Source organism: Citrobacter sp. FP75 (assembly GCF_018342065.1).
Classification (GTDB): domain Bacteria; phylum Pseudomonadota; class Gammaproteobacteria; order Enterobacterales; family Enterobacteriaceae; genus Citrobacter.
Window position 1 is genome coordinate 446,409 of record NZ_JAFDOE010000003.1, and the last position, 26,013, is coordinate 472,421.

Consider the following 26,013-nt stretch of genomic DNA (forward strand, 5'->3'; position numbering starts at 1 on the left):
GCGCCTCATTTTTTGGATGGATAGCATTTTCACATGGTTTCCGAAATTAAAACCACAGAAGCGCCCACGCTACGTCGTGAACTGAAGGCGCGCCACCTGACGATGATTGCCATTGGTGGCTCCATCGGTACGGGTCTTTTCGTTGCATCTGGTGCAACCATTTCTGCGGCGGGTCCAGGCGGCGCGCTGTTTTCCTATATTCTGATTGGCCTGATGGTGTACTTCCTGATGACCAGTCTCGGCGAGCTGGCGGCGTATATGCCAGTTTCCGGTTCGTTCTCCACCTACGGTCAGAACTATGTAGAAGAAGGCTTTGGCTTCGCGCTGGGCTGGAACTACTGGTACAACTGGGCTGTAACCATTGCCGTTGACCTTGTGGCTGCGCAGCTGGTGATGAGCTGGTGGTTCCCGGATACGCCAGGCTGGATCTGGAGTGCGCTGTTCCTGTGCGTGATCTTCCTGCTGAACTACATCTCGGTCAGAGGTTTTGGTGAAGCGGAGTACTGGTTCTCTCTTATCAAAGTCACCACCGTCATTATCTTTATTGCGGTTGGCGTGATGATGATTTTTGGTATCTTCAAAGGCGCTCAGCCGGTGGGCTGGAGCAACTGGACCACGGGAGACGCACCTTTTGCCGGCGGCTTTGCTGCCATGATCGGCGTGGCGATGATCGTCGGCTTCTCCTTCCAGGGTACTGAACTTATCGGTATTGCGGCGGGTGAATCTGAAGATCCAGAGAAGAACATTCCGCGTGCGGTGCGTCAGGTGTTCTGGCGAATCCTGCTGTTCTATGTGTTCGCGATTCTGATTATCAGCCTGATTATTCCGTATACCGATCCAAGCCTGCTGCGCAACGATGTGAAAGACATCAGCGTCAGTCCGTTTACGCTGGTCTTCCAGCATGCTGGCCTGCTTTCTGCGGCGGCGGTGATGAACGCTGTGATCCTGACGGCGGTGCTGTCGGCGGGTAACTCCGGTATGTACGCCTCAACGCGTATGCTCTACACCCTGGCATGCGACGGCAAAGCACCGCGTATTTTCGCCAAATTGTCTCGTGGTGGCGTTCCGCGTAATGCGCTGTATGCGACCACGGTGGTGGCAGGTCTGTGCTTCCTGACCTCCATGTTTGGCAACCAGACCGTGTACCTGTGGCTGCTGAACACCTCCGGGATGACGGGCTTTATCGCCTGGCTGGGGATTGCCATCAGTCACTATCGTTTCCGTCGCGGTTACGTGATGCAGGGGCGTGATGTGAACGATCTGCCGTATCGCTCAGGCTTCTTCCCGCTGGGGCCGATCTTTGCGTTCGTGCTGTGCCTGATAATCACCCTGGGTCAAAACTACGAAGCGTTCCTGAGAGACTCCATTGACTGGGGCGGCGTAATGGCTACCTATATTGGTATCCCGCTGTTCCTGATTATCTGGTTCGGCTATAAGCTGACCAAAGGGACGCGTTTCGTGCGTTACAGCGAAATGCAATTCCCGGATCGCGTGAAGAAATCGTCTTAAGAGATTTGGCAAGAAATAACAAAAAACCCCGACATGATAAATGCCGGGGTTTTTTATTGGGCCGAACTTAGAAGTTATATGTCAGGCCAACCGTGTAACGGCGCCCATCAAGTATGGTGTCGTAGGTATCGTAATCGATTTGCTTATCCAGCACGTTGTACACACCGGCGGTGGCGAGCACATCTTTGCTCACGTAGTAACGCACACCGACATCGACCTGGGTATAAGACGGCGTGCCCTGGGCCATCGAGGTACGGCTCAGGTATTCAGATGTTTTCCCGCGCAGATTCAGACGGCTCCAGAAACCGAGATCCTGCGTTGCCTGCCAGTCCAGCGTGGTGTTAAACATATGCTTCGGCATTTTGTTTAACGGCTGACCGGAGAACTGACCGCTTTTCTGCTCAGATTCCGTATAGGTATAGTTCGCCGTCCAGTTGAGATCGGTGGTGATTTTCCAGCCGAAGGTGGATTCTACGCCACGCATATTGGCTTTATCGACGTTAACGCGATCGCTGACGAAATCGTAGTGGGTATTGCCGATGGTGCAGGCCGGATCGGAACTGCTGTTGCAGCGGCGAACTTCGGTTATCTTGTCTTTGAAATCGGTGTTGAACAGCGTTACGCCCGCGTTGAGATCGTTGCCGTTATCCCACAGCAGACCGATTTCTTCGCTCAGGCTCTTCTCCGGTTTCAGATCCGGGTTGCCCACAATGATCCCGTTCAGACGACCGCCGCCGGTCACCTGTCCCCAGTTTGCTGACGACTGGCGCAGATCCGGTGCACGATAGCCCGCAGAGACACCGCCTTTCAACGTCCATTGATCGCTGAGATGCCATACGCCATAGCCGCGCGGCGTCCAGTTATCACCGTAGTTTTCATCTTTATCCATACGCAGACCGCCGGTCAGCGTGAAGGTATCAGTTACCGCCCATTCATCTTCAGCAAACAGCGCCCAGCTCCAGCGGGTCAGCTTATTCAGGCCATCAGCCGCTTGTAGCTGGTTACCGTTATCGCGCAGTTTTTCATAACGGTACTGCCCGCCCGCGGTCAGGGTATGCGCCCCGAGGAAAATCTGGTTCTGATTATTAAAGATGGTGTTGTAGGACTTCATCTGGCGACCCGGATTATCGGTCTCCTCCTGCTGAACATAGCTGGTGGTGTTGAAGTCGTCGTAGTAACCGCTGTGGGTTAATGAATAGGTGGTGTGTACATACTTGTTTTCGCTTTTGCTGTTTGGCTTACAGCTCCCGTTACGACAGGTTTCTTCTGCCATTGATTTGCCGGGCGTACTGTCGCGATCCTGCAGTTCACGTGCGTAATCGAAGTCAATGTCGTTTTTATCATCCGGTGTAAAGTTCAGGGTTAATCCCCCGTTACGCATACGCTGCTCATTGTAGCCATTGACGATTTCATCTTCCGCACGATGAGAGAATAAACCGGTGACTTTTGCGCCGAGTAATCCGTCAATCAGCGGCCCGGACGCATAGGCGTTAGTCTGGTAAATATCACCGGAATCGCGGTCTTCCTGGAAGGTGGCATCACCGTGTAAGGAACCGCTCCAGGCTTTGGTATTTGACACTTTTTTGGTGATCACGTTAATTACGCCGCCCATCGCATCGGAGCCGTAAAGCGATGACATGGGGCCACGGATCACTTCGATACGCTCAATTGATTCCAGCGGCGGTAGCCAGCCTTGTTCAATACCTGAGTTATCGCTGTTAGGGCGTGTGCCTCGTGTGCTGATGCGTTTCCCATTGACCAGGAAGAGCGTGTATTGTGAGGCCATCCCGCGAATGCTGATATCGCTGCTGCTACCGCCGCCTGTGACGACGACGCCAGGGACATCTTTGAGCGCATCGGTGACGTCGCGGTAAGCCTTATCCTCAATTTGCTGCTTGGTGATCACAGAAATAGAGGCGGGGGCGTCCTGAATTTTTTGCTCGAATCCGGTAGCGGTGACCACCACGGTATCCTGGTCAGCGGCATAAACGAGTGATGGGAGGCATGCCGCGCTGACTACGACAGCAATAGCCTTAACGTGAGGTATCGTCATTTGTATCATTCCATTTAAATGAATTTACCCGTCATACTTCAAGTTGTAGATGCGTTGGCTGTTGCAACCTGAACTATTGAGGGTACTGAACTGCGTGTCATGTGAAAGGCCATGACAATTGTATGTATTTGTCTTTTAAGCACTCTTTTCAGTAAAGAAGCGGGGGGATTGTACAAAAGTATGAAATTTTGTAAACACAAATGATAATAGAAATCATTTGTGTTTGATATGATTTTTAAGGAAAAGCTTTTATGGTCAATGAGATAGCGATGAAATAAAAAAGGAGAAAAAGTGAAGAAATGATGGAGAAACAAAGAGGGCTTGCGCCCTCAAGGGTTACTTTATGACCGAGGATTACTACTTCTGAATAGTTAATTAGTAACAGCGGCAGTATTCGCCGCTGTTATATGACGACTTAAAGCCGATGGAATTTGGCAAGTAACGCCAGTGACAGGGTGGTTAACAGAATCGCGATCACGGCATAGATATAGACACCAGACCATTCCCAACTGTTTTTCACTAATATTACCGGTACGCCTGCCATTGCTGCGCCAACATAGCTAAACAATCCCCGGAAGCCAGTGATAGAACCCGCCGCATCTTTGTGTGTAACGTCCAGACAGCCTACTGCAAAAAGCATATGCGGTCCGTACAGGGCGAATCCCATAATCGTGAAAAGTATGGCCGTAATGGTATATGAAGTATCCTGAACCAGCGGGATTAAGGTAATACACACGCACAGCATTAGGGCGAAAATTAAGCCGGTCATCCAGCGATTACTTTTGAACATAAAGTCAGATAAATAACCCGCTAAGAGTCCACCGGCAAGCCCGCCCGCTTCAAACCAGGAGATGATGGAGTTTGCTTTAATAAGACTCCAGCCATGTACTTGCGAATAGTAAATTTGCGGCCAGTCATTGAGGATGGTGCGGGCAATATAGACGGACATATCGCCAACGATAATTATCCAGACCAGCGGATTGATCAGAATATATTTAACGAATATCTGCCAAAAAGTGAGGTTGATCGGGCTGGCTTTGACCTGCGCAAGTTCAGTCGGGTCCTTGCGCCACTCGCCGACGTTGGGCAGGCCTAGCGTTCCAGGGCGGTCTTTAATGGTAAAGAGTGCGATAACCCCCATGAGCAGGGAAATCACCCCCGGAACATAAAAACCCATTTTCCAGCTACCGCTCCAGACAATCGCAAAGCTGGTCAGAAGTGGAGCGAGACTGCCGCCGATATTGTGCGCCGCTTCAACCACAGCCCACCAACGCCCGCGTTCATTCTTGGAAAACCAGGAAGCCATGATTTTCGCCATCGGTGGAAAACTGGTACCCTGGAGAATGGCATTAAGGCTGTACAACACATAAAACGCGGCCACGCTGTCGGAAAAACCAAACAGAATATTAACGATCCCAACGCCAATAAGTACCGGGCCGGTCATCGCTTTAGGGTTGATTTTATCTACCAGCATGCCGCCAACAAACTTCATCGATCCATACAGGATGTAGAAGAGGGAGGACATAATGGCAAAATCTTCTGCTGTCAGAGACGTTTCCGACAGCATTGCAGGCATGGCGGCAGAGAAGTTTTTACGTGTTAAATAAAAGACGGCGTAAGAGATAAAAACTGAGGTGATAATCTCTACACGAAATTTTTTATAGGTATGGTCAATCTCTTTTTTTTCTTTAACAACCGGCTTATCAGTCTGGCTGAAAATAAACGATTTCAAGTTCATTTTAAATATCCCTGCAGATTTTGCTGGTGGAGTTATAATTCATTTTCGATCAAGAAGAGAAGCGATTCGAATCCGTGAAAATTAATCTGGTTTGATATTATATCTCTGACAACCGGCTTGGCTTTCCAGGCAACGCCTGTTCCAGCATGTGTTAGCATGGGAATATCGTTGGCGCCATCACCACAGGCGATAATATGATGCTGTGGTATATGCAGTGTATCGGCAAGCTTGATCAACGTTGTCTTTTTGTGTTCGGCGTTCATGATGGGAAGGGAGATATTATCCGTCAGGGCATTATTTATGACTTCAACGGTGTTGGAAAAAGCATAGTCCAGCTGGTATTTTTCCTGAAGTCGGTGAGTGAAAATATCCAGACCACCGGAAATAATTGCGGTTTTAAAACCTTTCGCCTTGAGGAGCGGCAAAATTGTGGTGATGCCGGGGGAGGCGGTCATACGGTCGCATACCGCATTAAGCACATCGACAGGCGTCCCCTTTAGCATTCCGATACGGCGGGTAAAACTGCTATTGAAATCCAGTTTTCCTTCCATTGCCTGCTGAGTCAGTTCCGCTATCTGCTCAGAGATACCCAGAGTTCGGGCTATTTCATCGACACCTTCTTCCTCAACAAATGTTGAATCCATGTCAAAAGCGACAATTCCGTTCGCTGGGATGATTTGGGGCTTAATGAAAAAATCAAACTGCTGAGCGAATGATGTGGCTCTGAGTTCTATAGATATATCATGTGTGAATATTTCATCAGGTATAGAAAGCTTTAAGTATGTTTTATTGATTGAACTTATATATAACGGTTCCAGAGAGCAGTGATTGTGTTTTGTATTTGTATTGAGAAAAGTATTTTGCAGCCACGCCTGAAGTTTTTCAGGATCTTTTTTGGTGATGAAATAAATAATTGCCATTATGCCACTCCTGTTAACTGGGGGTTATTGTAGTGGAGGGGAGATGGCTATTGAATCCGGCTTAATCACAGATGTGAATGTTAAAGAAAAGATAAAATAGTATTGTTTTTCATACCGAAAAATAAAGGCGTGAGAAAAGTATCATTTTTGATATGCTAATCACGGTCTGCTGTTGTCAGAGGTATACGCTGTTATTTTTAACAGGGAAGTGAGAGATATAAAAATGGAGAGTTGTGTTGATATTTTCAAAATTGTCATTGGTCCTTCCAGTTCAAGAACCGTCGGACCGATGCGTGCTGCGTTTAATTTCATTTCACAATTAAAGCAGCAAGAGACCTTGTCGCTGACGCGGAAGATTGATGTTGAGTTATACGGCGCACTTTCGTTAAGCCGCAAGTGTCATAACGTTGATATCGCGCTTTATCTCGGGTTAATGGGCAATCAGCCGGATGATGTTGATTTACGTCTACAGATGGACGCGATTAAACGTGCGGAACATGAAGGCTCTCTGGTTCTGTCTCCAGGCGTTACCGTAACGATCTCAATTTTGTCTAACCCGCAGCCGCATTCCGGGCATCCTTATGCGATGACCTTTCGCGCCAGAGATGGTTTTTTTACGCTGTATGAAGAAACTTGGTTTTCAACCGGCGCCGGCCAGGTTCGCAAACTCGGCGAGCCGGTCCCGGTGAAACCTGAGCGCATAGCGGCGTTCCCATTTGCCTTTCGCAACGCGGAGCAGTTGCAGACACTGTGCCAGCATAACGGACTATCCGTTGCGGCGTTAATGATGAAAAATGAGCTGCGGGTGCATTCTCAGACCGCATTGCAGGAGCATTTTACGCAGATATGGGCGGCGATGAAGCAGGCGGTCCATCGCGGTCTGCATACTGAGGGGCTGCTGCCTGGGCCGTATCAGGTTCCGCGCAGGGCTTGTGCGTTGCATAAATCACTGGCGATGAAACCTACCGCGAACGATTTTCTTACTCACCTCAACTGGGTGAATGCGTTTGCGATTGCTGTTAGCGAAGAAAACGCGGCAGGCGGGATGGTTGTTACAGCCCCGACCAATGGCGCAAGCGGCATTATCCCGGCGGTGCTCTGCTGGTACGATAAATTTGTCTGCGAACTGGATAGCGCGTCGGTTATCCGTTTTTTCCTCACTGCGGGCGCCGTCGCCCTGTTGTTCAAACAGAATGCATCTATCTTGGGTTCGGAGGTCGGGTGTCAGGGGGAAATCGGCGTGGCGTGCTCAATGGCCGCAGCGGGGTTAGCTGAACTGATGGGCGCTTCTGTTGGACAGGTACTGAACGCCGCAGAAATCGCCATGGAGCACCATCTGGGCCTGACCTGCGATCCGGTCGGTGGGCAGGTACAAATTCCTTGTGTTGAGCGCAACGCCATTTCGTCCGTAAAAGCGATCAACGCCGCGACCATGGCGATGAGTCGTGTCAGTGAGCCGTGTGTTTCACTGGATGAGGTGATTGCCGCTATGTATGAAACGGGTAAGGACATGAGCGCGAAATATCGCGAAACGTATCATGGCTGCCTCGGGAAAATTCAACCGAGAAAAAGGGGAGGGAGGCATGAAATATCACACCATGAATAACGATGAAATTATCCTGTCACTCTGTTCGCGTATTAAGGAGACGCGGATTTCGCTAGCGCTGACGCAACAGCAGCTTGCCGACAATGCGCAGGTAGGGATCGCCACCATTAAACGCGTTGAGAAAGGAAGTGGCCTGAATCTGGATACGCTTATCTCACTGCTTCGGGCGCTGAATAAACTGCATCATCTGGATGCAATCTTATTCGAGTCTGAAATGCGAAATTTTAACGAAGGCCATGAGGGGGGCGAAAATACGGGACGATTGCAGGTACGCCAACAGGCTGCTGATTTAAATCGTAAAGCATCCGCGCCGCAATCCGAGGATATGAGCTACAGCGCGGCGATGGAAAATACGTTGTATTGGTGATTATTTCAGCAAATATTGGGCGTGAAAGCGCAGGTGATCCTCAATAAACGACGCAATAAAGTAATAGCTGTGGTCGTAGCCTGGCTGGATGCGTAACGTCATCGGCCACGCGGTTTGACGTGCCGTTTCAGCCAGCACCGCAGGTTGCAGTTGATCGGCGAGAAACTGATCGCTATCACCCTGATCAATCAGCGTTGGAATCGCATCTTCTGGCTTACTGGCTAACATCAACGCGCAGCTATCCCATTCGGCCCAGGTTGATTTGTCCTCGCCCAGATAGGCGCTAAACGCCTTCTCGCCCCACGGCACACGACAGGGATTTACGATCGGCGCAAAGGCGGAAACGCTGGTGTATTTCCCCGGATTTTTCAACGCCATAATCAGCGCGCCGTGACCGCCCATGGAGTGCCCGCTGATGGCGCAGCGTTCGCTGACGTTAAACTGCGACCGAATAAGCTGCGGCAGCTCATCGCGCAAATAATCATACATGCGAAAATGCGTGGCCCATGGCTGCTGCTTGGCATTGAGATAAAAACCGGCGCCCTGACCCAGGTCGTAGCCGTCGTCGTTGGCCACCTGTTCACCGCGTGGGCTGGTATCCGGCATCACCAGCACAATCCCCAACTCGGCGGCAATACGCTGCGCGCCCGCTTTAGTGGTGAAGTTTTCATCATTACAGGTCAGGCCCGATAACCAGTACAGCACTGGAGGCGGGCTATTATCGCGCGGCGGCGGGAGAAAAATGCTGAAGGTCATGGTGCAATTTAACGTGGCGGAATCATGACGCCAGCGTTGCTGCCAGCCTTCAAAACAGCGGTGCTCTTCGAGCATTTCCATGCGTGGCTCCTTGTTGTGTTGAACCTGAATATGTTTGCGAATTCACCATAATACAGATTATTCATGGCGCTGTGAGTAACTTTCACTTTCGCAATGGGCAAACATACTTCATCATCTACGTAACTTTACCTTAACACTTAAAACCACACGGTCGAACGATGCGTGAAAGCCGCACGCTGAAAGGCGGTGCCAATTTCAATAATTATCGCGGTGAATACTGGATTATGTGCGCCGCCTCACGCACAATGTTCTGGCTGTGACACAGCCTAAAAACTTTGCCCCACGCAGGGCGAAGGCGCCACACCTGCAGGAGAAAAATAAATGTCATCACTCAGTAAAGAAGCGGCCCTGGTTCATGAAGCGCTGGTTGCGCGTGGTCTCGAAACCCCGCTGCGCCCGCCCGTGCAAGAGATGGATAACGAAACGCGCAAACGTCTTATCTCCGGCCATATGACCGAGATTATGCAATTGCTCAATCTCGATTTGAGCGATGACAGCCTGATGGAAACTCCACATCGCATTGCGAAAATGTATGTCGATGAGATTTTCTCTGGCCTCGATTACGCCAATTTCCCGAAAATCACCGTCATTGAAAACAAAATGAAGGTTGACGAGATGGTCACGGTGCGTGATATCACGCTGACCAGCACCTGCGAACATCACTTTGTCACCATCGATGGCAAAGCGACGGTGGCGTACATCCCGAAAGATTCAGTTATTGGTCTGTCAAAGATTAACCGCATTGTGCAATTCTTCGCCCAGCGTCCGCAGGTGCAGGAGCGTCTGACCCAGCAAATTCTTACCGCGCTGCAAACGCTGCTGGGGACGAATAATGTGGCGGTGTCGATTGATGCGGTGCATTACTGCGTGAAAGCGCGCGGCATTCGTGATGCGACCAGTGCGACTACCACCACCTCACTGGGTGGATTATTTAAGTCCAGCCAGAATACGCGTCAGGAATTCCTGCGCGCTGTACGTCACCATAACTGACCAGGACAGGGACCATGGAGCGTAATGTCACGCTGGATTTTATTCGTGGCGTCGCCATCCTCGGTATCCTGCTTCTCAATATCAGCGCCTTTGGTTTGCCAAAGGCGGCATATCTCAATCCGGCCTGGGCTGGCAGCATTACCTTATCGGACGCCTGGACCTGGGCGGTGCTCGATCTCTTCGCGCAGGTAAAATTCCTCACGCTGTTCGCTCTGCTATTTGGCGCGGGCCTGCAAATGCTGCTCCCGCGCGGTAAACGCTGGATCCAGTCGCGACTGACACTGCTGGTCTTATTGGGCTTTATTCACGGCTTACTCTTCTGGGATGGTGATATCCTGCTGGCGTATGGCTTAATCGGCCTGATTTGCTGGCGGCTGATCCGCGATGCTCCCTCGGTAAAAAGTCTGTTTAATACTGGCGTGCTGCTCTATCTGGTGGGTGTTGGCGTACTGCTGTTGCTGGGCGTTATCTCCGGGAGTGAAACCAGCCGGGCCTGGACGCCGGATGCCTCCGCGTTGCTGTATGAAAAATACTGGAAGATTAATGGCGGCATGGAAGCGGTCAGTAATCGCGTGGATATGCTGTCGAACAGTCTGCTGGCGCTGGGGGCGCAGTACGGCTGGCAGCTGGCAGGAATGATGCTGCTTGGTGCGGCATTGATGCGCAGTGGCTGGCTGAAAGGCCAGTACAGCTTGCGGCATTATCGACGTACAGGGTTGCTGCTGGTGGCGACAGGAATAGTCATTAATCTGCCTGCGGTTATGCTGCAGTGGCATCTGGACTGGGCGTATCGCTGGTGTGCCTTCCTGTTACAAGCTCCGCGTGAACTGAGCGCGCCGTTTCAGACCGTCGGCTACGCTGCTTTGATGTTTGGTTTTTGGCCGCAGCTGAGTCGCTTTAAAATGGTTATCGCTATTGCCTGTGTAGGGCGCATGGCGCTGACCAATTATCTGTTGCAGACGCTTATCTGCACCACGCTGTTTTATCAGTTCGGCTTATTTATGCAATTTGACCGGCTGACACTGCTATTTTTCGTAATTCCTGTCTGGGCTGTTAACCTGCTTTTCTCTGTCATTTGGCTACGTTTCTATCGGCAGGGGCCGGTAGAGTGGCTATGGCGTCAATTAACCCTGCGTGCTGCCGGGACATCATTACCGCGAACATCCAGATAACGATCTGGATCACATTCATTAACAAAATGGATGTAACCGTTTTCATTCCTGTGACATGACTCACGCAGTCCTGTACCTCGTGCTGACAAAATAGCCAGACTGGGGTGTCCGTGGGCAACCGCAATCTTAAACAGGGCAGTGAATATGGTAACCATACGTGATGTGGCACGGCAGTCTGGCGTTTCTGTAGCGACGGTTTCCCGGGTACTGAATAACAGTGCGCTGGTGAGTCCTGACACCCGTGAAGCGGTAATGAAGGCAGTGACGTTGTTGGGCTACCGACCCAATGCCAATGCGCAAGCGCTGGCGACGCAGGTGAGCGACACCATTGGGGTCGTGGTGATGGATGTATCCGATGCTTTTTTTGGCGCGCTGGTAAAAGCCGTGGATCTGGTGGCCCAGCAGCATCAGAAATATGTGCTGATTGGCAACAGTTACCACGAAGCTGAAAAAGAACGTCATGCCATTGAAGTCCTGATCCGCCAACGTTGTAATGCCTTGATTGTTCACTCAAAAGCGTTGAGCGATCGCGAGCTCAGTGAGTTTATGGAAAGCATCCCGGGCATGGTGCTCATTAATCGCATCGTCCCGGGTTACGCCCATCGCTGCGTCTGTCTGGACAATATCAGCGGGGCCAAAATGGCGACCCGCATGCTGCTCAATAACGGGCATCAACGTATCGGCTACCTGGCGTCAAGTCACCGTATTGAAGATGATGCGATGCGCAAAGAGGGCTGGATGAGCGCGTTGCAAGAACACGGCATTACGCCAGCGGAAAGCTGGGTGGGTACCGGTGCACCTGATATGCCGGGGGGAGAGTCAGCGATGGTGGAACTGCTGGGGCGCAATTTGCAGCTGACGGCGGTCTTCGCCTACAACGACAATATGGCCGCCGGTGCGCTGACGGCGTTGAAAGACAATGGCATCGCTATTCCATTACATTTGTCTATCATTGGTTTCGATGACATCCCCATTGCCCGTTACACCGACCCTCAGTTGACCACCGTGCGCTATCCTATTGCGTCAATGGCGAAAATGGCGACAGAGCTTGCACTGCAAGGCGCGGCGGGCACGCTGGACCCGGCAGCAACGCACTGTTTTATGCCGACGCTGGTGCGGCGTCATTCTGTGGCGTTGCGGCAGAATGCGGCATCGATCACTAACTGATAATGTCACCTGATGTAACCGCTTTCAATCTGTGAGTAAATTCACAGTATCTTAACAATGCGATAGCTATGATGACACTGTTTGCTGCGCTGTAACTACTATGTAACGGTGAATAATCACTTTCATCGAGGTATAGGCGTCTTAAACAATAATTAAAGCCTGTTTTTGGAGCGTTGCCAGACACGGAAGAAATATTTTTAAAAGTGAGCTTCGGCGTTCAGTAACAGTTAAGTAACGTTCTGCCCCGCCGAGCATTTATCTCAAGTACTACCCTGCATAATAAAACCGGAGATACCATGAATAAGAAGGTGTTGACCCTGTCTGCTGTAATGGCAAGCATGTTATTCGGCGCGGCTGCGCACGCTGCTGATACTCGCATTGGTGTGACGATTTATAAGTATGACGATAACTTTATGTCCGTGGTACGTAAAGCTATCGAAAAAGATGCCAAAGCGGCGCCGGATGTACAGCTGTTGATGAATGACTCCCAGAACGATCAGTCTAAACAAAACGATCAGATTGACGTGCTGCTGGCAAAAGGTGTTAAAGCCCTGGCGATCAACCTGGTTGACCCGGCTGCGGCAGGCACGGTCATTGAGAAAGCACGCGGTCAGAACGTCCCTATCGTATTCTTCAACAAAGAGCCTTCTCGCAAAGCGCTGGACAGCTATGACAAAGCCTTCTATGTCGGTACTGACTCTAAAGAATCCGGTATCATCCAGGGTGATTTGATTGCTAAGCACTGGGCGGCAAACCCGAACTGGGATCTGAACAAAGACGGTAAAATTCAGTTTGTTCTGCTGAAAGGCGAGCCGGGACACCCGGATGCTGAAGCACGTACCACCTACGTGATTAAAGAGCTGAACGACAAAGGCATTAAAACCGAGCAGCTGCAGTTAGACACCGCCATGTGGGACACCGCTCAGGCGAAAGATAAAGTTGATGCGTGGATGTCCGGTCCAAATGCCAACAAAATTGAAGTGGTTATCGCTAACAACGACGCCATGGCGATGGGCGCAGTTGAAGCGCTGAAAGCACACAACAAAACCAGCGTACCGGTATTTGGCGTGGATGCGCTGCCAGAAGCACTGGCACTGGTTAAATCTGGCGCGATGGCCGGTACCGTGCTGAACGATGCTAACAACCAGGCGAAAGCCACCTTCGATCTGGCGAAAAACCTGGCTGCCGGCAAAGGTGCCGCTGATGGTACGACCTGGAAAATCGAGAATAAAATCGTTCGTATTCCTTATGTCGGCGTCGACAAAGATAACCTGGCTGAGTTCACCAACAAGTAATTACTCCGTCTGTGGGCGCAATGTCATTGCGCCCTTAATAACACGCTTTGCAAGGCCAACAAGGTATAATTATGGTCAGCACTAATACTCAGTCGTCAGGCGAATACTTGTTGGAAATGAGCGGCATCAACAAGTCCTTTCCCGGCGTTAAGGCTCTTGATAATGTCAATTTAAAAGTCCGCCCACACTCTATTCATGCCCTGATGGGTGAGAATGGTGCTGGAAAGTCGACATTATTAAAATGTCTTTTTGGGATCTATCAAAAAGATTCCGGCAGTATTTTATTCCAGGGTAAAGAAATCGATTTTCATTCTGCTAAAGAAGCGCTTGAAAACGGTATCTCGATGGTACACCAGGAATTAAACCTGGTCTTACAACGTTCGGTGATGGATAACATGTGGCTGGGACGCTATCCCACCAAAGGCATGTTTGTCGATCAGGACAAAATGTACCGCGACACCAAAGCGATATTTGATGAGCTGGATATTGATATCGATCCGCGTGCGCGCGTCGGTACCTTATCTGTTTCACAAATGCAGATGATAGAAATTGCCAAAGCATTTTCGTATGACGCCAAAATCGTCATCATGGATGAACCGACCTCATCGTTAACCGAGAAAGAGGTTAATCATCTGTTCACCATCATCCGCAAGCTGAAAGAGCGCGGATGCGGCATCGTGTATATTTCTCACAAGATGGAAGAGATCTTTCAGCTGTGCGATGAAATCACCGTACTGCGCGACGGTCAGTGGATTGCCACCCAGCCGCTGGAAGGGCTGGATATGGATAAGATCATCGCCATGATGGTGGGCCGTTCGCTGAACCAACGATTCCCGGACAAAGAGAATACGCCAGGTGAAGTGATTTTGCAGGTGCGTAACCTGACGTCGCTGCGTCAACCGTCGATTCGTGATATCTCTTTTGATCTGCATAAAGGGGAGATCCTCGGGATTGCCGGACTGGTCGGCGCAAAACGGACCGATATCGTGGAAACCCTGTTTGGTATTCGTGAGAAATCATCGGGTACGATTACGCTCCACGGCAAAAAAATTAATAACCACAGTGCAAATGAAGCCATTAACCATGGTTTTGCGTTGGTTACAGAAGAGCGTCGCTCAACCGGTATTTATGCCTATCTGGACATTGGATTTAACTCGTTAATCTCTAATATCCAGAACTATAAAAACAAAGTCGGCCTGTTAGATAATTCCCGCATGAAGAGCGATACCCAATGGGTTATTGACTCAATGAGGGTGAAAACACCGGGCCATCGTACGCAAATAGGTTCCCTTTCCGGCGGTAACCAACAAAAGGTGGTTATTGGTCGTTGGTTGTTAACGCAGCCAGAGATACTGATGCTGGATGAACCCACGCGCGGAATCGACGTCGGTGCGAAATTTGAAATTTATCAGTTAATTGCAGAACTGGCCAAAAAAGAGAAAGGGATAATTATTATTTCCTCTGAAATGCCGGAACTGCTGGGTATTACCGATCGTATTCTGGTTATGAGCAACGGTCTCGTGGCTGGAATTGTTGACACTAAAACAACAACGCAAAACGAAATCCTCCGTCTTGCGTCTTTGCACCTTTAAGATTAGGGGCTCCTCATGAGTGCGTTAAATAAGAAAAGTTTTCTTACTTATCTGAAAGAAGGCGGAATTTACGTTGTTCTTTTAGTTCTGCTGGCCATTATTATTTTCCAGGACCCCACATTCTTAAGTTTACTAAACCTGAGTAACATTCTGACGCAATCCTCGGTGCGTATTATTATCGCGCTGGGCGTCGCTGGGCTGATTGTCACCCAGGGGACTGACCTTTCTGCCGGGCGTCAGGTCGGCCTGGCGGCGGTGGTTGCGGCCACCTTGCTGCAATCGATGGACAACGCCAACAAAGTGTTTCCGGAAATGGCCACCATGCCGATCATCGTGGTGGTGCTGATCGTCTGCGTCATTGGCGCTATTATCGGCCTGGTGAACGGCATCATCATTGCTTACCTGAACGTGACGCCGTTTATCACCACCCTCGGCACGATGATCATCGTTTACGGGATTAACTCCCTGTACTACGACTTTGTCGGTGCATCGCCAATTTCTGGCTTTGACAGTGGATTCTCAACCTTTGCGCAGGGCTTTATTGCGCTGGGCAGCTTCCGACTCTCCTACATCACCTTCTATGCGCTAATTGCGGTAGCCTTTGTCTGGGTACTGTGGAACAAGACCCGCTTTGGTAAAAACATTTTTGCCATCGGCGGTAACCCGGAAGCAGCGAAAGTGTCGGGGGTTAACGTTGCGCTGAATCTGCTGATTATCTATGCACTGTCCGGGGTGTTCTACGCTTTCGGTGGTTTGCTGGAAGCAGGGCGTATCGGCTCGGCGACCAACAACCTCGGCTTTATGTATGAGCTGGATGCGATTGCAGCTTGCGTGGTTGGCGGTGTGTCGTTCAGCGGTGGGGTAGGTACTGTCTTCGGCGTGGTGACCGGTGTGATTATCTTCACCGTCATCAACTACGGTTTAACCTACATCGGCGTGAACCCCTACTGGCAGTACATTATTAAGGGCGGCATCATCATTTTCGCGGTGGCGCTGGATTCTCTGAAATACGCACGTAAGAAATAATGCGATAAAACAAAAATCCCGGTGCAGAGAAATTTGCACCGGGATTTTTTGTTTCTGCTGTTACAGCGTTAACGCGTGCTCTTTCTCACCTGTTTTGAATTTGACCTCGCCTAAATCGATGCAGGCGACCGGGCAAACGTGACCACATAGCAAGCAACCCACGCATTTTTCGGTGTTGCAGTGTGGGGTACGGGTTTGCTCATTCCATTCCATCGCCTGGTGCCCGCCGTCATAACAGGAGATGTAACAGCGTCCGCAGCCGACGCACTTATCGAGGTTGATATGCGGGTAGACGATGTAACTGCGATCAAGTTCCTCGGCGGGGATAATATTGGCATTGGCGAGACCCACCATCTCTTCCAGTGAATCAAACCCCTGGTCGGCAAGATAATGCGACAGCCCGCTGGTCATATCTTCCACAATCCGATAGCCATATTGCATGATCCCGGTGGTGACCTGCAGCGTGGCGGCGCCTAACAGCAAGAACTCGGCGGCGTCTTCCCAGGTTTCAATACCGCCTATGCCGCTAATCGGGAAATCATGCAGTTCCGGGTGCATGCGCAGTTGTTGGATAAAGCGCAGCGCGATAGGTTTTACCGCCTTACCGGAGTAGCCAGAAATGCTGGATTTCCCGTTGACCACTGGCATGCCGATTTTCCGCTTCAGATCGATATTGGTAATGGATTTAACGGTGTTGATGGTGGCGATACCGTCAGCGCCTCCGCGTTTAGCCGCCAGAGCCACTTCACACATATCGCCAATGTTCGGCGTCATTTTGGCTAACATCGGCAGGGAAGAACCGCGTTTTACTGCCCGGCAATATTTTTCGACCAGTTCAGGGCTTTGCCCAACATCGCTGCCCATTGCATGTGATGTCATCTGTGGACACGAGAAGTTGCACTCAATCATATCCGCACCGGCTTCTTCAACCAGACGAGCCAGCTCCTGCCATTGCTGTTCATTTTCTCCCATGATTGATGCAATCAGCACCTTATCCGGGTAATTTTGTTTCAGCTTACGAATAGCGGCCAGGTTTTCTTCCAGCGGATGTTCGGCAATTTGCTCCATGTTTTTAAAGCCAATAAAACCAGTGTCTTCTTTCGTCAGATGGTCAAATCGCGGAGAGACTTCATTGGCAATAAAGAAACCGATGGTTTTAAAAACAATGCCGCCCCAGCCAGTATCGTAGGCTTTGGCGCACATCTCGTAGCAGTTGCCCACCGGAGAAGAAGAGAGGCAAAACGGGTTAGGGAATTTGACGCCGCAAAAGGTAATAGAAAGATCTTTCGTTAACATGAGCAAGCTCCCTCTAAATAGTGATGAATGGCCTGAGCGGCTTCTTTTCCTGTTTTAACAGCGTACACCACGGTTTTATCGCCTTTGACAATATCGCCTGCAGCAAACAGAACCGGATCGATGGTTTGATAATTGTGCGTGTTGATAAGATTGCGTTCTGGCTTTAACGCGGCGAAGTCATCAAGCTGAGCATGCTGACCGACGGCGAGAATAATTTTTTCGGCTTCAAGCGAGAGCTCCCCAGGCAGCCGAACATGCTTAAAGGTGACTTTATTCCCGGCGACAGTTACCGGCGTGAAACCGTCGATGATCGATACGCCTAACGCTTGCGTACTGGTGAACTCTTTTTCACTGGCGGGGAATTCGCTCAGTTCTTCACGTGCGACGCAGGTGACAGACGGGCAGCCAAGGAGTTTCAACGTGCTGGCGACATCCATGGCTACATCACCGCCGCCGATGATTAACGCACTCTGCGGTACGGAAATATCGCCACTGGCCTTACGGGCGCGTTGCAGAAAATCGACCGCAATCTCAACGTTATTCGCCTGGTCAAACATGGGTAGCGTGGAGCCGTAAGACATCCCAACGGTGACCAGCACGGCGCGATTTTCAGCTTTGAGTTGTTCTACAGAGAGTGCGCTACCGACTTCGCAATTGCACTTGATGGTGACACCCATTTCAACGATACGGGCGATCTCGAGATCTAACACGGATTTCGGCAGGCGAAATTCTGGAATGCCATAGCGCAACCAGCCGCCAGGCTGCGCCTGTTTTTCGTAGACAGTGACATCATAACCAAGATTGCTTAGCGTGACGCTGGCCTGCAAGCCTGCCGGGCCTGCGCCGATAATAGCGACCTTACCCAAAGTTTTTGTCGCCGGTGGGTAAATTTTCATTGCGGTCTGCTGTTCAAAATCAGTAATAAAGCGTTGTAGACGCGCAATATCGATAGGTGTATCAATTCCTGAACGCGTACATCCGCGCTGGCATAATTTTTCGGTTGGGCAGACCCGGGCACAAACGGCGCCGAGCGCATTATTTTCACGAATAGTTTCGGCGGCGCCTTTAAAATTGCGGAAATAAATGGAGCGGATAAATTTTCCTGGGTCAGTTTGCGCCGGGCAATCCTGACTACAGGGGGCGTCGTGGCATAATAAACAGCGGGAGGCCTCTTTAATTGCTAATAAAGGAGTAAACGCAGGCGTAAGCTCATCCAGATAATTTTGTTGTGGCATATTTTCTTCCTTAATGCTTGAGTAAATTAAGGTGAACTGTTAATAACAAAATAGAAAAAATACAAAAGGTTATTCTTAAGGCTAAGCATTGCCGGGAGAGTATTCTGTGAAAGGATTCACAAATAGAGGAGGGCAGAAGGGAAATGCTGGCATACAGCATTAATCCCTTATATTGAAATGGTAATTGTTCTCATAATGTTAGCTATTCTCAAACGCTACTATTAATAAATGACCTTTATCGAAAAAAGATTAAATAAATAACCATACCGAAAGATAAACATCCACATCCGGCGTAAACAAGAACGTAGGACCAGAATTGCAGCGGCTCCTGATTACGATAGGCATAAACCGGTTCACGTGCGTTCTTTTTTATTTTATCAACAGCCCCGGAGCGCCAGCCTTTCCAGGCTTCACGGAAACAAAATACAGGGATTAATAGAAAGGCCAAAACGACGAAGAGAGTTTGTACATCCATGCTTATTTTCCTTGTTTTTTTTGTAGTTCAAGTAATTGTTCAGGTGTGACCGCCGGGTAGCCTTGTGCATCGTCCGGGACCTGATGCATGGTAGGAATTGGCACCAGTGGGCCTAAAAAGCGGGGTTCACGTTTGAAAATATAGAGATCGGCGAGTGCGCCAAAACGGGCGCCAAATTCACGGACCCGCACAGTGAGCATATCTTTTGGCGAAGGCACCGCGTAGCACTGGGCCTGAATGCCCATATGCAGCGCAATAAACAAGGCGCGTTCGCAGTGGAATCGCTGAGTAATAATGATGAAATCGTTAGTATCAAATACTTTGCGGGTACGCACAATCGAGTCGAGCGTACGAAACCCGGCGTAATCGAGCACGATGTCAGCCGGATCGACGCCTGCAGCAATCAGATCTTTACGCATCGTCATCGGTTCGTTATAGCTTTGCTGGGCATTGTCGCCACTGAGTAGCAGGTAATTTACTTTACCGCTGTTATACGCGTTTAATGCACCCTGAATACGGTAACGGTAATACTGGTTAATGACGCCGGTGCGATAGTATTTCGCCGTGCCCAGGACCACGCCGACCTGACGGTAAGGTAAATCCTGTAATTCGTCATAGATATAGGGGGCTGTTTTCCAGCTCATCCATCGGTCGAGGCCAAGCACAGTCAACAGCAGCAGGCCTACCAGGACTAACAGGCTGTAAAACACGCGCTTTAACATGCAGAAAACTCGTTATTTGGATGGAATTTCAATCAGGCTACTGTACCCGACGGCGTAGCGCAAGAAACAGCAGTCTGATTGAGGGGATTTTAGACACTCTGCGCATTGCCGGATGGCGTAGTAAACGCCGCATCCGGCCTACGGATTTGCGCCATGTCAGGTGGTAATCAACCGAGCAGTACGCGCTCAATATTATTGCAGCCCAGAGCGTTCAGGGTAGCGGATGTCGCATCCCACTGGATCAACGGCGCATCGGCTTTTTCAGCCAGCACGGCGCGTTGAATGTCCGGGTAATCGTAGCCGTTGAGATTCAACAGGTTTAACGCGCCCTGCAGCGGAGGCAGAGTTGGGTTGAAGGCGGCATTTTCAGCGTAGCTACCGCTGAATATTTTACCGTCTTTGCATTCCAGCGCTACACCGCTTGGGGAGTTACTGTACGGCATATGGCACCGGTTGGCAGCGGCGATCGCCGCCCGGGTCAGCGCATCACCTTGCAGCGTAAAGCCGTGATCCTGCTCATCCATCAATAATGTTTTGATGTCGAGATCTTTCGGGCCAAAAGCGTCCGGCAGGTAGTCACGCAGCGCGTGAGGCTCACGACCCGGTAGGTGAATGCGTAAATCCAGTCCGCTGTTCAGTTCGTTCATGAACTGACGGCAGTGGCCGCAGGGGGTGTAGTTGACGGTAATGGCGGCGAGTTCTTTTTCTCCGCGCAGCCAGGCGTGGCTGATGGCGCTTTGCTCGGCATGAACGGTTTGCTGCATAGTCGCACCAAGGAACTCCATGTTCCCCCCGAAGTACCAGGTGCCGCTGATGCCGCGCGCAATTGCACCAACGTTGAAGCTGGACAGTGGGGTACGTGCGCAGCTCGCCGCCAGCGGCAGCAGAGCGAATGCCAGCGCGTCTTCGTCCAGTCCCGATTCGCGTTTCAGCGAAGAGACCTGCTCAGCAGTCAGCATGGCGGGAAAATGCGCATCCGCCAGAACAGGGGCCAGAGCTGATTGCAAGTTATCCGCGAGTTGAGCAAAAGCAGTTTGAAAACGTGGATGCATGGCGATGCCTCATAACAATGTAATGGGATCGTAGTTTACGGGCCTGCTATGGCTTTATATGTGATCTAAATCTCATTGCGTATGCAACTAATGAAACTTAAATGAAAAATGTGCAACGCATCGCAAATAAATGAGCTAAAAACGGCGATTAACCTACCACGGCCAGAATCACCGGGAACAGGAAGGGGGCCACCAACGAGGTGATGATCCCGCAAATGACCAGCGCCAGAGAACTGAACGCGCCTTCCTGGTAATCGAGCTCCGCGCAGCGCGCTGTGCCCAGGGCGTGCGATGCGGTCCCCATTGCCAGTCCACGCGCCGCCTTGGTACGAATGCGCATAGCATTTAACAGGGTATGACCAAACACCGCGCCAAGGATCCCGACAAAAATAACGCAGACGGCGCTGATAGCCGGGATGCCGCCGATACTGCCACCCACCGCCATGGCGATAGGCGTGGTCACTGATTTCGGCATGATTGATGCGGCAATTTCCGGCGATGCTCCCATCAGCAACGCAATAGTGGTACCGGTGACCATTGCCACAATGCTACCGGCAAAACAGATAGCAATAATGGATTTCCAGCGGGCGCGGATTTGGTGCAGCTGTTCGTACAGCGGGTACGCCAGCGCGACCACGGCGGGTTGCAGCAAATCGTTCAGCACTTCGCTGCCTTTGAAATAGTGATCGTAGGGAATACCGGTCAGGATCAGAAAAGGGATGATAACCACCATGGCAACAAGCAATGGGTTCAGCAGCGGCATTTTAAACCGCGCCGCCAGCTTACGTGCGCCAAAAAATACCGCTAACGTGAGGGGTAACGACCACCAGATATACGACATCATTCTTTCGACCCTTTTTGCCCAACGATTTTGCGTTCACCGTGTACAAGGTGCGAGCTCCAGCTCACCACCAGGAAAACGACCAGCGTACTGATGGTGCAGGACACGACAACCGGCCCAAATTGTGCGCGCAGCAAGTCAAAGTACTGCATGATCCCGACGCCAATCGGCACAAACAGCAGCGCCATGTAGCGAATCAGGACATAACAACCGGGGTTAACCCATTTCGCTGGCAGTATCTGCAATGCCAGCAGTACAAATAGAATCAGCATGCCGATAATGCTGCCCGGGATGGTGATAGGCAGCAGTGAGGCAAGAAAAATACCCGCATAGAGGCAGGCATAAATCAGGACAAACGCGCGTAAATATTGCCAGATAATGTTCAGTGACTTGCTCATAGTAGAAACCCTTGACGAGACTGATTCATCATACAATTAAACTTAAAAACGTGCTACCGATCACATCATGAATTCTAAGCATAGTGGAAATAGATAACTGGAACATCAGGCAATAACCCCAATCAACAGAGCGACCTCTGTGCGCCGTTTGCGGTGCTTTGATCTATCGCACAGAGACGGTACCATAGCGCCTCTTTTTTTGCGGGTGACGATATGCGTGTTTTACTGGCACCGATGGAAGGTGTGCTCGACTCACTGGTGCGCGAGCTGCTGACCGAAGTCAATGATTATGATCTGTGCATCACCGAATTTGTTCGCGTGGTGGATCAACTCCTGCCAGCAAAAGTGTTTCATCGGCTCTGCCCGGAACTGCATAACAACAGCCGCACCCCATCCGGCACGCAGGTGCGTATCCAGTTGCTGGGGCAGCATCCACAATGGCTGGCAGAGAACGCGGCTCGTGCGGTTGAACTGGGATCGTATGGTGTTGACCTGAACTGTGGCTGTCCGTCAAAACTGGTTAACGGCAGCGGCGGTGGCGCGACGCTGCTGAAAGATCCTGAGCTAATCTATCAAGGCGCAAAAGCCATGCGTGAGGCGGTACCTGGCCATCTACCGGTGACGGTGAAAGTGCGCCTGGGCTGGGACAGCAGCGACAGGCGGTTTGAAATTGCCGATGCCGTTCAGCAGGCGGGTGCCAGCGAGCTGGCGGTTCATGGACGTACCAAAGAGCAGGGTTACAAGGCCGAGCATATCAACTGGCGGGCGATTGGCGAGATCCGCCAGCGACTGACTATTCCGGTTATCGCGAATGGTGAAATCTGGGACTGGCAGAGTGCGCAAGATTGTATGGCGGTCACCGGCTGTGACGCGCTGATGATCGGACGCGGGGCGCTAAATATTCCTAACTTGAGCCGGGTGGTGAAATACAACGAACCCCGGATGCCGTGGCCCGACGTGGTGACATTGCTGAAAAAATATACCCGTCTGGAAAAGCAGGGCGATACCGGGTTATATCATGTGGCGCGCATTAAGCAGTGGCTGGGGTATTTGCGTAAAGAGTATGCTGAAGCGACAACGTTGTTTCAGGAAATCCGCGCACTCAATAATTCACCGGATATCGCGCGCGCAATTCAGGCCATTAAGATTTAACCGGCCAGGGTGTTGCAGGCCGGATACGGCGTTAAGCCGCCATCCGGCATTGATGTCAGAAAATCATCTTAAACACGCCGGTTACCACCAACAATCCAATCAGAAAAATAATTAAAATAGCCCACAGCAGAATTTTCATTAGCTTTCCCTTTTTGGTGAGTTCAGATTGAGTATAGGAAACTATTAAAAACTCTGCCTGCAGGCTCAATTATGCAGGCTTACGTGCGCTGAGCAGAAACACCATCGGGCGCTCTTTCTCTTCATCCAGCGCGGGGTTGGTGGCAATCTGTTCGGCAGAAGGTCCCCACTCGTCAAGGCAGACAATCTCAAATCCGGCGCTAATCAACGCGTTGATCCAGGTTGCCAGCTTGCGGTGTTGTTTTTTAACCCCTTCAGCAAACCAGTTGCTGATACGCTCACCTTCTTGCTGATAATGATTCACCGGCCAGGACAGCTGCCCGGTTTTATCTTTTATCCAGCTCTGGGTGAGTGGCGCAGTATAAATAGGGTGTTCTGCAGAAAAGACCAACATTCCGCCCGGTGTTAATGACTGGTAAATCGTTACCAATAATCGCTCTATATCCTGTAAATAGTGCAGGGCGAGCGAGCTGTAAGCCAGGTCAAAGGAATCTGCTGCCAGCGTAAGCGCTTCAAGATCTTCGCGCTGGTACTGAATACCCTCTCCGGGCGTCATGCTGCGAGCCTGGGCTAACATCTTCTCTGAAATATCAAGACCGACGACACTTGTGGCGTGGTTATCGCGCGCGTAGCGGCAAAACCAGCCGTATCCACAACCTAAATCGAGAACACGCTTACCCTGCAACGAAGGGAGCATAGCCTGTAATGCTGGCCATTCGGGGGCGCCGTCGAGTCCTTTTACGGAGCGATCCAGCGTGGCATATCCGGCAAAGAACTCGGGGTCGTCATAGATATTCTGTGACATCATAATGTCTCCATTCATAAATTATTAAAATTATTTAATCTATATTATTTATGTGGTGTATATTTTGCCGATTATATATTTTTATTGCTAAAGATGTATTGCCACGCGTAACTAAAAAAGCATGTGCGACAAGTCGTAATCTCTGCGCATCATTTCTTACCTGTAAACCTCCATGAATCGTAATTCTGTTTTTGCCGCGACGGCATTATTGCCGCTTTTTATTCTGTTGCCCGGTTGTGCTCCGATGCACGATACCCGCCAGTCGCTCTCACAGCAGACGCCTGCTGCAAACGTTGATACCGCGTTACCCGCGGCATTAAAAAATGGCTGGCCGGATAGCCAATGGTGGAAGGCGTATCACGATCCCCAGCTTGATGCGCTGATTGACAGCACGTTAAAGAACTCGCCTGATATGCAGGTTGCAGAGCAGCGTATTCAACTGGCGGAGGCGCAGGCCAGGGCGGTTGAGGCACAGGATGGTCCGCAGATTGATTTTTCGGCGGACGTCGAGCGCCAGAAAATGTCAGCCGAAGGGCTGATGGGACCGTTTGCCATCACCGATCCCGCGGCGGGCACCACCGGACCGTGGTACACCAATGGCACCCTGGGGTTAACCGCGGGCTGGAATCTGGACCTGTGGGGCAAGAACCGGGCGGAGGTGACGGCACGTATTGGCGCCGTTAAAGCGCGCGAAGCCGAACGCGAGCAAACCCGCCAACTGCTGGCGAGCGGTGTCTCCCGTCTGTACTGGGAATGGCAGACGCAGGCGGCGCTGAAAACCGTGCTGACGCAGATTGAAACGGAGCAGCAGAACGTCATTACCGTCGATCGCGAACTGTATCAAAACGGCCTGACGTCCTCGGTAGAAGGCGTTGAGACCGATATCGATTCCAGCAAAACAGAGCAGCAGCTAAACGACGTCAACGGGAAAATGAAGGTGATCGAAGCGCGATTGAGCGCACTGACCAATACGCAATCCACGTCGTTGAAGCTGCATTCCACGGCGATGCCGGCAGTTCAAAGCCAGTTGCCGTCCCAGTTAGGCTATTCGCTGCTGGCCCGTCGACCGGACTTACAGGCAGCACACTGGTATATTGAGTCTTCACTGAGCAGCATCGATGCGGCGAAAGCGGCGTTTTATCCCGACGTCAACCTGATGGCTTTCCTGCAACAGGACGCCTTGCATCTGAGCGATCTGTTTAGTCATTCCGCCCAGCAAATGGGGGTAACCGCCGGGTTAACGCTACCGATTTTCGATAGCGGCAGGCTGAATGCGAATCTCGACATCACCAAAGCGCAGAGCAACCTGACCGTTGCCAATTACAACAAAGCCGTTGTCGAGGCGGTGAATGATGTCGCGCGCACGGCAACGCAGGTGGATACGCTGGCACAGAAAAATCAGCATCAGCAGCAGATAGAACATGACGCGCAGCGCGTAGTTGGGCTTGCGCAGGCGCGGTTTAACGCCGGGATTATCGCAGGTTCCCGCGTTAGCGAGGCCAAAATTCCGGCGCTGCGTGAACAGTGCAACGGCCTGATTCTACAAGGTCAGTGGCTGGATGCATCTATTCAGTTGACCAGCGCGTTGGGTGGTGGATACCACGCTTCGTAATATAACCACCCGGTA

General features: G+C 50.9%; 24 protein-coding genes. 11 read left to right on the plus strand and 13 right to left on the minus strand.

The window, feature by feature from the left end; translation table 11 throughout:
• Positions 1-33 precede the first annotated feature (33 nt).
• Positions 34-1,509: a lysine-specific permease gene (gene lysP / locus JQ822_RS13385; RefSeq protein WP_213133862.1), complete on the plus strand. Its 1,476-nt coding sequence runs from the start codon at positions 34-36 to the stop codon at positions 1,507-1,509.
• A gap of 67 nt (positions 1,510-1,576) precedes the next feature.
• On the opposite strand, the gene JQ822_RS13390 is transcribed toward lysP, so the two are convergent.
• The 3 genes from JQ822_RS13390 to serB form a co-directional block, all read right to left on the minus strand.
• Positions 1,577-3,562 carry a ligand-gated channel protein gene (locus JQ822_RS13390; RefSeq protein WP_213133863.1) on the minus strand — a complete coding sequence of 662 codons (1,986 nt, stop codon included), beginning with the start codon at positions 3,560-3,562 and terminating at the stop codon, positions 1,577-1,579.
• A 415-nt stretch (positions 3,563-3,977) separates the two neighbouring features.
• On the minus strand, positions 3,978-5,300 hold the full coding sequence (locus tag JQ822_RS13395) for an MFS transporter (protein WP_213133864.1): 1,323 nt from the start codon (positions 5,298-5,300) through the stop codon (positions 3,978-3,980).
• Positions 5,301-5,332: 32 nt separating this feature from the next.
• Positions 5,333-6,220 (minus strand): phosphoserine phosphatase SerB, encoded by an 888-nt coding sequence (serB, locus tag JQ822_RS13400; protein WP_213133865.1) that lies wholly within the window; start codon positions 6,218-6,220, stop codon positions 5,333-5,335.
• 223 nt (positions 6,221-6,443) lie between these two features.
• Between serB and JQ822_RS13405 the strand changes: the two genes are divergently transcribed.
• Together JQ822_RS13405 and JQ822_RS13410 are read left to right on the plus strand one after the other, a co-directional pair.
• Positions 6,444-7,826: an L-serine ammonia-lyase gene (locus JQ822_RS13405; protein ID WP_213133866.1), complete on the plus strand. Its 1,383-nt coding sequence runs from the start codon at positions 6,444-6,446 to the stop codon at positions 7,824-7,826.
• The gene (locus JQ822_RS13410; protein ID WP_213133867.1) at positions 7,804-8,193 is read left to right on the plus strand and encodes a helix-turn-helix domain-containing protein; all 390 of its coding nucleotides are present in this window, start codon (positions 7,804-7,806) and stop codon (positions 8,191-8,193) included. Before JQ822_RS13405 ends, JQ822_RS13410 begins: the two co-directional genes overlap by 23 nt.
• Here the strand turns inward: JQ822_RS13410 and fghA are convergent, their stop codons facing one another.
• Positions 8,194-9,030: an S-formylglutathione hydrolase gene (fghA, locus tag JQ822_RS13415; RefSeq protein WP_213133868.1), complete on the minus strand. Its 837-nt coding sequence runs from the start codon at positions 9,028-9,030 to the stop codon at positions 8,194-8,196.
• A gap of 321 nt (positions 9,031-9,351) precedes the next feature.
• Between fghA and folE the strand changes: the two genes are divergently transcribed.
• From folE to mglC, 6 genes are all read left to right on the plus strand, one after another.
• Positions 9,352-10,020, plus strand: coding sequence for a GTP cyclohydrolase I FolE (gene folE, locus JQ822_RS13420; RefSeq protein ID WP_003027410.1), 669 nt, complete (start codon positions 9,352-9,354; stop codon positions 10,018-10,020).
• Between the two features lie 14 nt (positions 10,021-10,034).
• Positions 10,035-11,192, plus strand: coding sequence for a DUF418 domain-containing protein YeiB (gene yeiB / locus JQ822_RS13425; protein ID WP_213133869.1), 1,158 nt, complete (start codon positions 10,035-10,037; stop codon positions 11,190-11,192).
• Positions 11,193-11,336: 144 nt separating this feature from the next.
• On the plus strand, positions 11,337-12,359 hold the full coding sequence (gene galS, locus JQ822_RS13430) for an HTH-type transcriptional regulator GalS (RefSeq protein ID WP_213133870.1): 1,023 nt from the start codon (positions 11,337-11,339) through the stop codon (positions 12,357-12,359).
• A gap of 296 nt (positions 12,360-12,655) precedes the next feature.
• Positions 12,656-13,654 (plus strand): galactose/glucose ABC transporter substrate-binding protein MglB, encoded by a 999-nt coding sequence (gene mglB / locus JQ822_RS13435; RefSeq protein WP_213133871.1) that lies wholly within the window; start codon positions 12,656-12,658, stop codon positions 13,652-13,654.
• Between the two features lie 71 nt (positions 13,655-13,725).
• Complete coding sequence (gene mglA, locus JQ822_RS13440; RefSeq protein ID WP_196210430.1) at positions 13,726-15,246, plus strand: galactose/methyl galactoside ABC transporter ATP-binding protein MglA; 1,521 nt, start codon at positions 13,726-13,728, stop codon at positions 15,244-15,246.
• Between the two features lie 15 nt (positions 15,247-15,261).
• Positions 15,262-16,272: a galactose/methyl galactoside ABC transporter permease MglC gene (mglC, locus tag JQ822_RS13445; protein WP_006683806.1), complete on the plus strand. Its 1,011-nt coding sequence runs from the start codon at positions 15,262-15,264 to the stop codon at positions 16,270-16,272.
• A gap of 60 nt (positions 16,273-16,332) precedes the next feature.
• Here mglC and preA read toward each other — a convergent pair whose 3' ends face one another.
• From preA to JQ822_RS13480, 7 genes are all read right to left on the minus strand, one after another.
• Positions 16,333-17,568, minus strand: coding sequence for an NAD-dependent dihydropyrimidine dehydrogenase subunit PreA (preA, locus tag JQ822_RS13450; protein WP_213133872.1), 1,236 nt, complete (start codon positions 17,566-17,568; stop codon positions 16,333-16,335).
• Positions 17,562-18,803 carry an NAD(P)-dependent oxidoreductase gene (locus tag JQ822_RS13455; protein ID WP_213133873.1) on the minus strand — a complete coding sequence of 414 codons (1,242 nt, stop codon included), beginning with the start codon at positions 18,801-18,803 and terminating at the stop codon, positions 17,562-17,564. The genes preA and JQ822_RS13455 overlap by 7 nt, the downstream gene beginning before the upstream one ends.
• A 235-nt stretch (positions 18,804-19,038) precedes the next feature.
• Positions 19,039-19,278, minus strand: coding sequence for a DUF2542 family protein (locus JQ822_RS13460; protein ID WP_213133874.1), 240 nt, complete (start codon positions 19,276-19,278; stop codon positions 19,039-19,041).
• Positions 19,279-19,280: 2 nt separating this feature from the next.
• Positions 19,281-20,000: an outer membrane permeability protein SanA gene (sanA, locus tag JQ822_RS13465; RefSeq protein WP_016153714.1), complete on the minus strand. Its 720-nt coding sequence runs from the start codon at positions 19,998-20,000 to the stop codon at positions 19,281-19,283.
• Between the two features lie 167 nt (positions 20,001-20,167).
• Positions 20,168-21,052 (minus strand): cytidine deaminase, encoded by an 885-nt coding sequence (gene cdd / locus JQ822_RS13470; protein WP_213133875.1) that lies wholly within the window; start codon positions 21,050-21,052, stop codon positions 20,168-20,170.
• 148 nt (positions 21,053-21,200) lie between these two features.
• Complete coding sequence (locus tag JQ822_RS13475) at positions 21,201-21,896, minus strand: CidB/LrgB family autolysis modulator (protein ID WP_213133876.1); 696 nt, start codon at positions 21,894-21,896, stop codon at positions 21,201-21,203.
• Positions 21,893-22,291 (minus strand): CidA/LrgA family protein, encoded by a 399-nt coding sequence (locus JQ822_RS13480; protein WP_135321303.1) that lies wholly within the window; start codon positions 22,289-22,291, stop codon positions 21,893-21,895. Before JQ822_RS13480 ends, JQ822_RS13475 begins: the two co-directional genes overlap by 4 nt.
• 213 nt (positions 22,292-22,504) lie before the next feature.
• On the opposite strand from JQ822_RS13480, the gene dusC reads away from it, so the two are divergent.
• Positions 22,505-23,443: a tRNA dihydrouridine(16) synthase DusC gene (gene dusC / locus JQ822_RS13485; protein ID WP_213133877.1), complete on the plus strand. Its 939-nt coding sequence runs from the start codon at positions 22,505-22,507 to the stop codon at positions 23,441-23,443.
• Positions 23,444-23,498: 55 nt separating this feature from the next.
• On the opposite strand, the gene yohP is transcribed toward dusC, so the two are convergent.
• Positions 23,499-23,582 carry a small membrane protein YohP gene (gene yohP / locus JQ822_RS24565; RefSeq protein WP_000698460.1) on the minus strand — a complete coding sequence of 28 codons (84 nt, stop codon included), beginning with the start codon at positions 23,580-23,582 and terminating at the stop codon, positions 23,499-23,501.
• A 69-nt stretch (positions 23,583-23,651) separates the two neighbouring features.
• Positions 23,652-24,386: a class I SAM-dependent methyltransferase gene (locus JQ822_RS13495; RefSeq protein ID WP_213134083.1), complete on the minus strand. Its 735-nt coding sequence runs from the start codon at positions 24,384-24,386 to the stop codon at positions 23,652-23,654.
• Between the two features lie 172 nt (positions 24,387-24,558).
• Between JQ822_RS13495 and mdtQ the strand changes: the two genes are divergently transcribed.
• A complete protein-coding gene (gene mdtQ, locus JQ822_RS13500) occupies positions 24,559-25,998 on the plus strand; it encodes a multidrug resistance outer membrane protein MdtQ (protein ID WP_213133878.1) in 1,440 nt (479 codons plus the stop codon).
• Positions 25,999-26,013 lie beyond the last annotated feature (15 nt).

What these genes read in the sequence shown, in the direction of transcription:
- mdtQ (WP_213133878.1), top strand. Translation starts at nt 24,559, where the DNA reads ATGAATCGTAATTCTGTTTTTGCCGCGACGGCATTATTGCCGCTTTTT.
- yeiB (WP_213133869.1), top strand. Translation starts at nt 10,035, where the DNA reads ATGGAGCGTAATGTCACGCTGGATTTTATTCGTGGCGTCGCCATCCTC.
- folE (WP_003027410.1), top strand. Translation starts at nt 9,352, where the DNA reads ATGTCATCACTCAGTAAAGAAGCGGCCCTGGTTCATGAAGCGCTGGTT.
- preA (WP_213133872.1), bottom strand. Translation starts at nt 17,568, where the DNA reads ATGTTAACGAAAGATCTTTCTATTACCTTTTGCGGCGTCAAATTCCCT.
- JQ822_RS13395 (WP_213133864.1), bottom strand. Translation starts at nt 5,300, where the DNA reads ATGAACTTGAAATCGTTTATTTTCAGCCAGACTGATAAGCCGGTTGTT.
- mglB (WP_213133871.1), top strand. Translation starts at nt 12,656, where the DNA reads ATGAATAAGAAGGTGTTGACCCTGTCTGCTGTAATGGCAAGCATGTTA.
- JQ822_RS13480 (WP_135321303.1), bottom strand. Translation starts at nt 22,291, where the DNA reads ATGAGCAAGTCACTGAACATTATCTGGCAATATTTACGCGCGTTTGTC.
- JQ822_RS13460 (WP_213133874.1), bottom strand. Translation starts at nt 19,278, where the DNA reads ATGGATGTACAAACTCTCTTCGTCGTTTTGGCCTTTCTATTAATCCCT.
- mglA (WP_196210430.1), top strand. Translation starts at nt 13,726, where the DNA reads ATGGTCAGCACTAATACTCAGTCGTCAGGCGAATACTTGTTGGAAATG.
- JQ822_RS13495 (WP_213134083.1), bottom strand. Translation starts at nt 24,386, where the DNA reads ATGTCACAGAATATCTATGACGACCCCGAGTTCTTTGCCGGATATGCC.
- serB (WP_213133865.1), bottom strand. Translation starts at nt 6,220, where the DNA reads ATGGCAATTATTTATTTCATCACCAAAAAAGATCCTGAAAAACTTCAG.
- mglC (WP_006683806.1), top strand. Translation starts at nt 15,262, where the DNA reads ATGAGTGCGTTAAATAAGAAAAGTTTTCTTACTTATCTGAAAGAAGGC.
- fghA (WP_213133868.1), bottom strand. Translation starts at nt 9,030, where the DNA reads ATGGAAATGCTCGAAGAGCACCGCTGTTTTGAAGGCTGGCAGCAACGC.
- galS (WP_213133870.1), top strand. Translation starts at nt 11,337, where the DNA reads ATGGTAACCATACGTGATGTGGCACGGCAGTCTGGCGTTTCTGTAGCG.
- yohP (WP_000698460.1), bottom strand. Translation starts at nt 23,582, where the DNA reads ATGAAAATTCTGCTGTGGGCTATTTTAATTATTTTTCTGATTGGATTG.
- JQ822_RS13455 (WP_213133873.1), bottom strand. Translation starts at nt 18,803, where the DNA reads ATGCCACAACAAAATTATCTGGATGAGCTTACGCCTGCGTTTACTCCT.
- sanA (WP_016153714.1), bottom strand. Translation starts at nt 20,000, where the DNA reads ATGTTAAAGCGCGTGTTTTACAGCCTGTTAGTCCTGGTAGGCCTGCTG.
- JQ822_RS13390 (WP_213133863.1), bottom strand. Translation starts at nt 3,562, where the DNA reads ATGACGATACCTCACGTTAAGGCTATTGCTGTCGTAGTCAGCGCGGCA.
- JQ822_RS13475 (WP_213133876.1), bottom strand. Translation starts at nt 21,896, where the DNA reads ATGATGTCGTATATCTGGTGGTCGTTACCCCTCACGTTAGCGGTATTT.
- JQ822_RS13405 (WP_213133866.1), top strand. Translation starts at nt 6,444, where the DNA reads ATGGAGAGTTGTGTTGATATTTTCAAAATTGTCATTGGTCCTTCCAGT.
- JQ822_RS13410 (WP_213133867.1), top strand. Translation starts at nt 7,804, where the DNA reads ATGAAATATCACACCATGAATAACGATGAAATTATCCTGTCACTCTGT.
- dusC (WP_213133877.1), top strand. Translation starts at nt 22,505, where the DNA reads ATGCGTGTTTTACTGGCACCGATGGAAGGTGTGCTCGACTCACTGGTG.
- cdd (WP_213133875.1), bottom strand. Translation starts at nt 21,052, where the DNA reads ATGCATCCACGTTTTCAAACTGCTTTTGCTCAACTCGCGGATAACTTG.
- lysP (WP_213133862.1), top strand. Translation starts at nt 34, where the DNA reads ATGGTTTCCGAAATTAAAACCACAGAAGCGCCCACGCTACGTCGTGAA.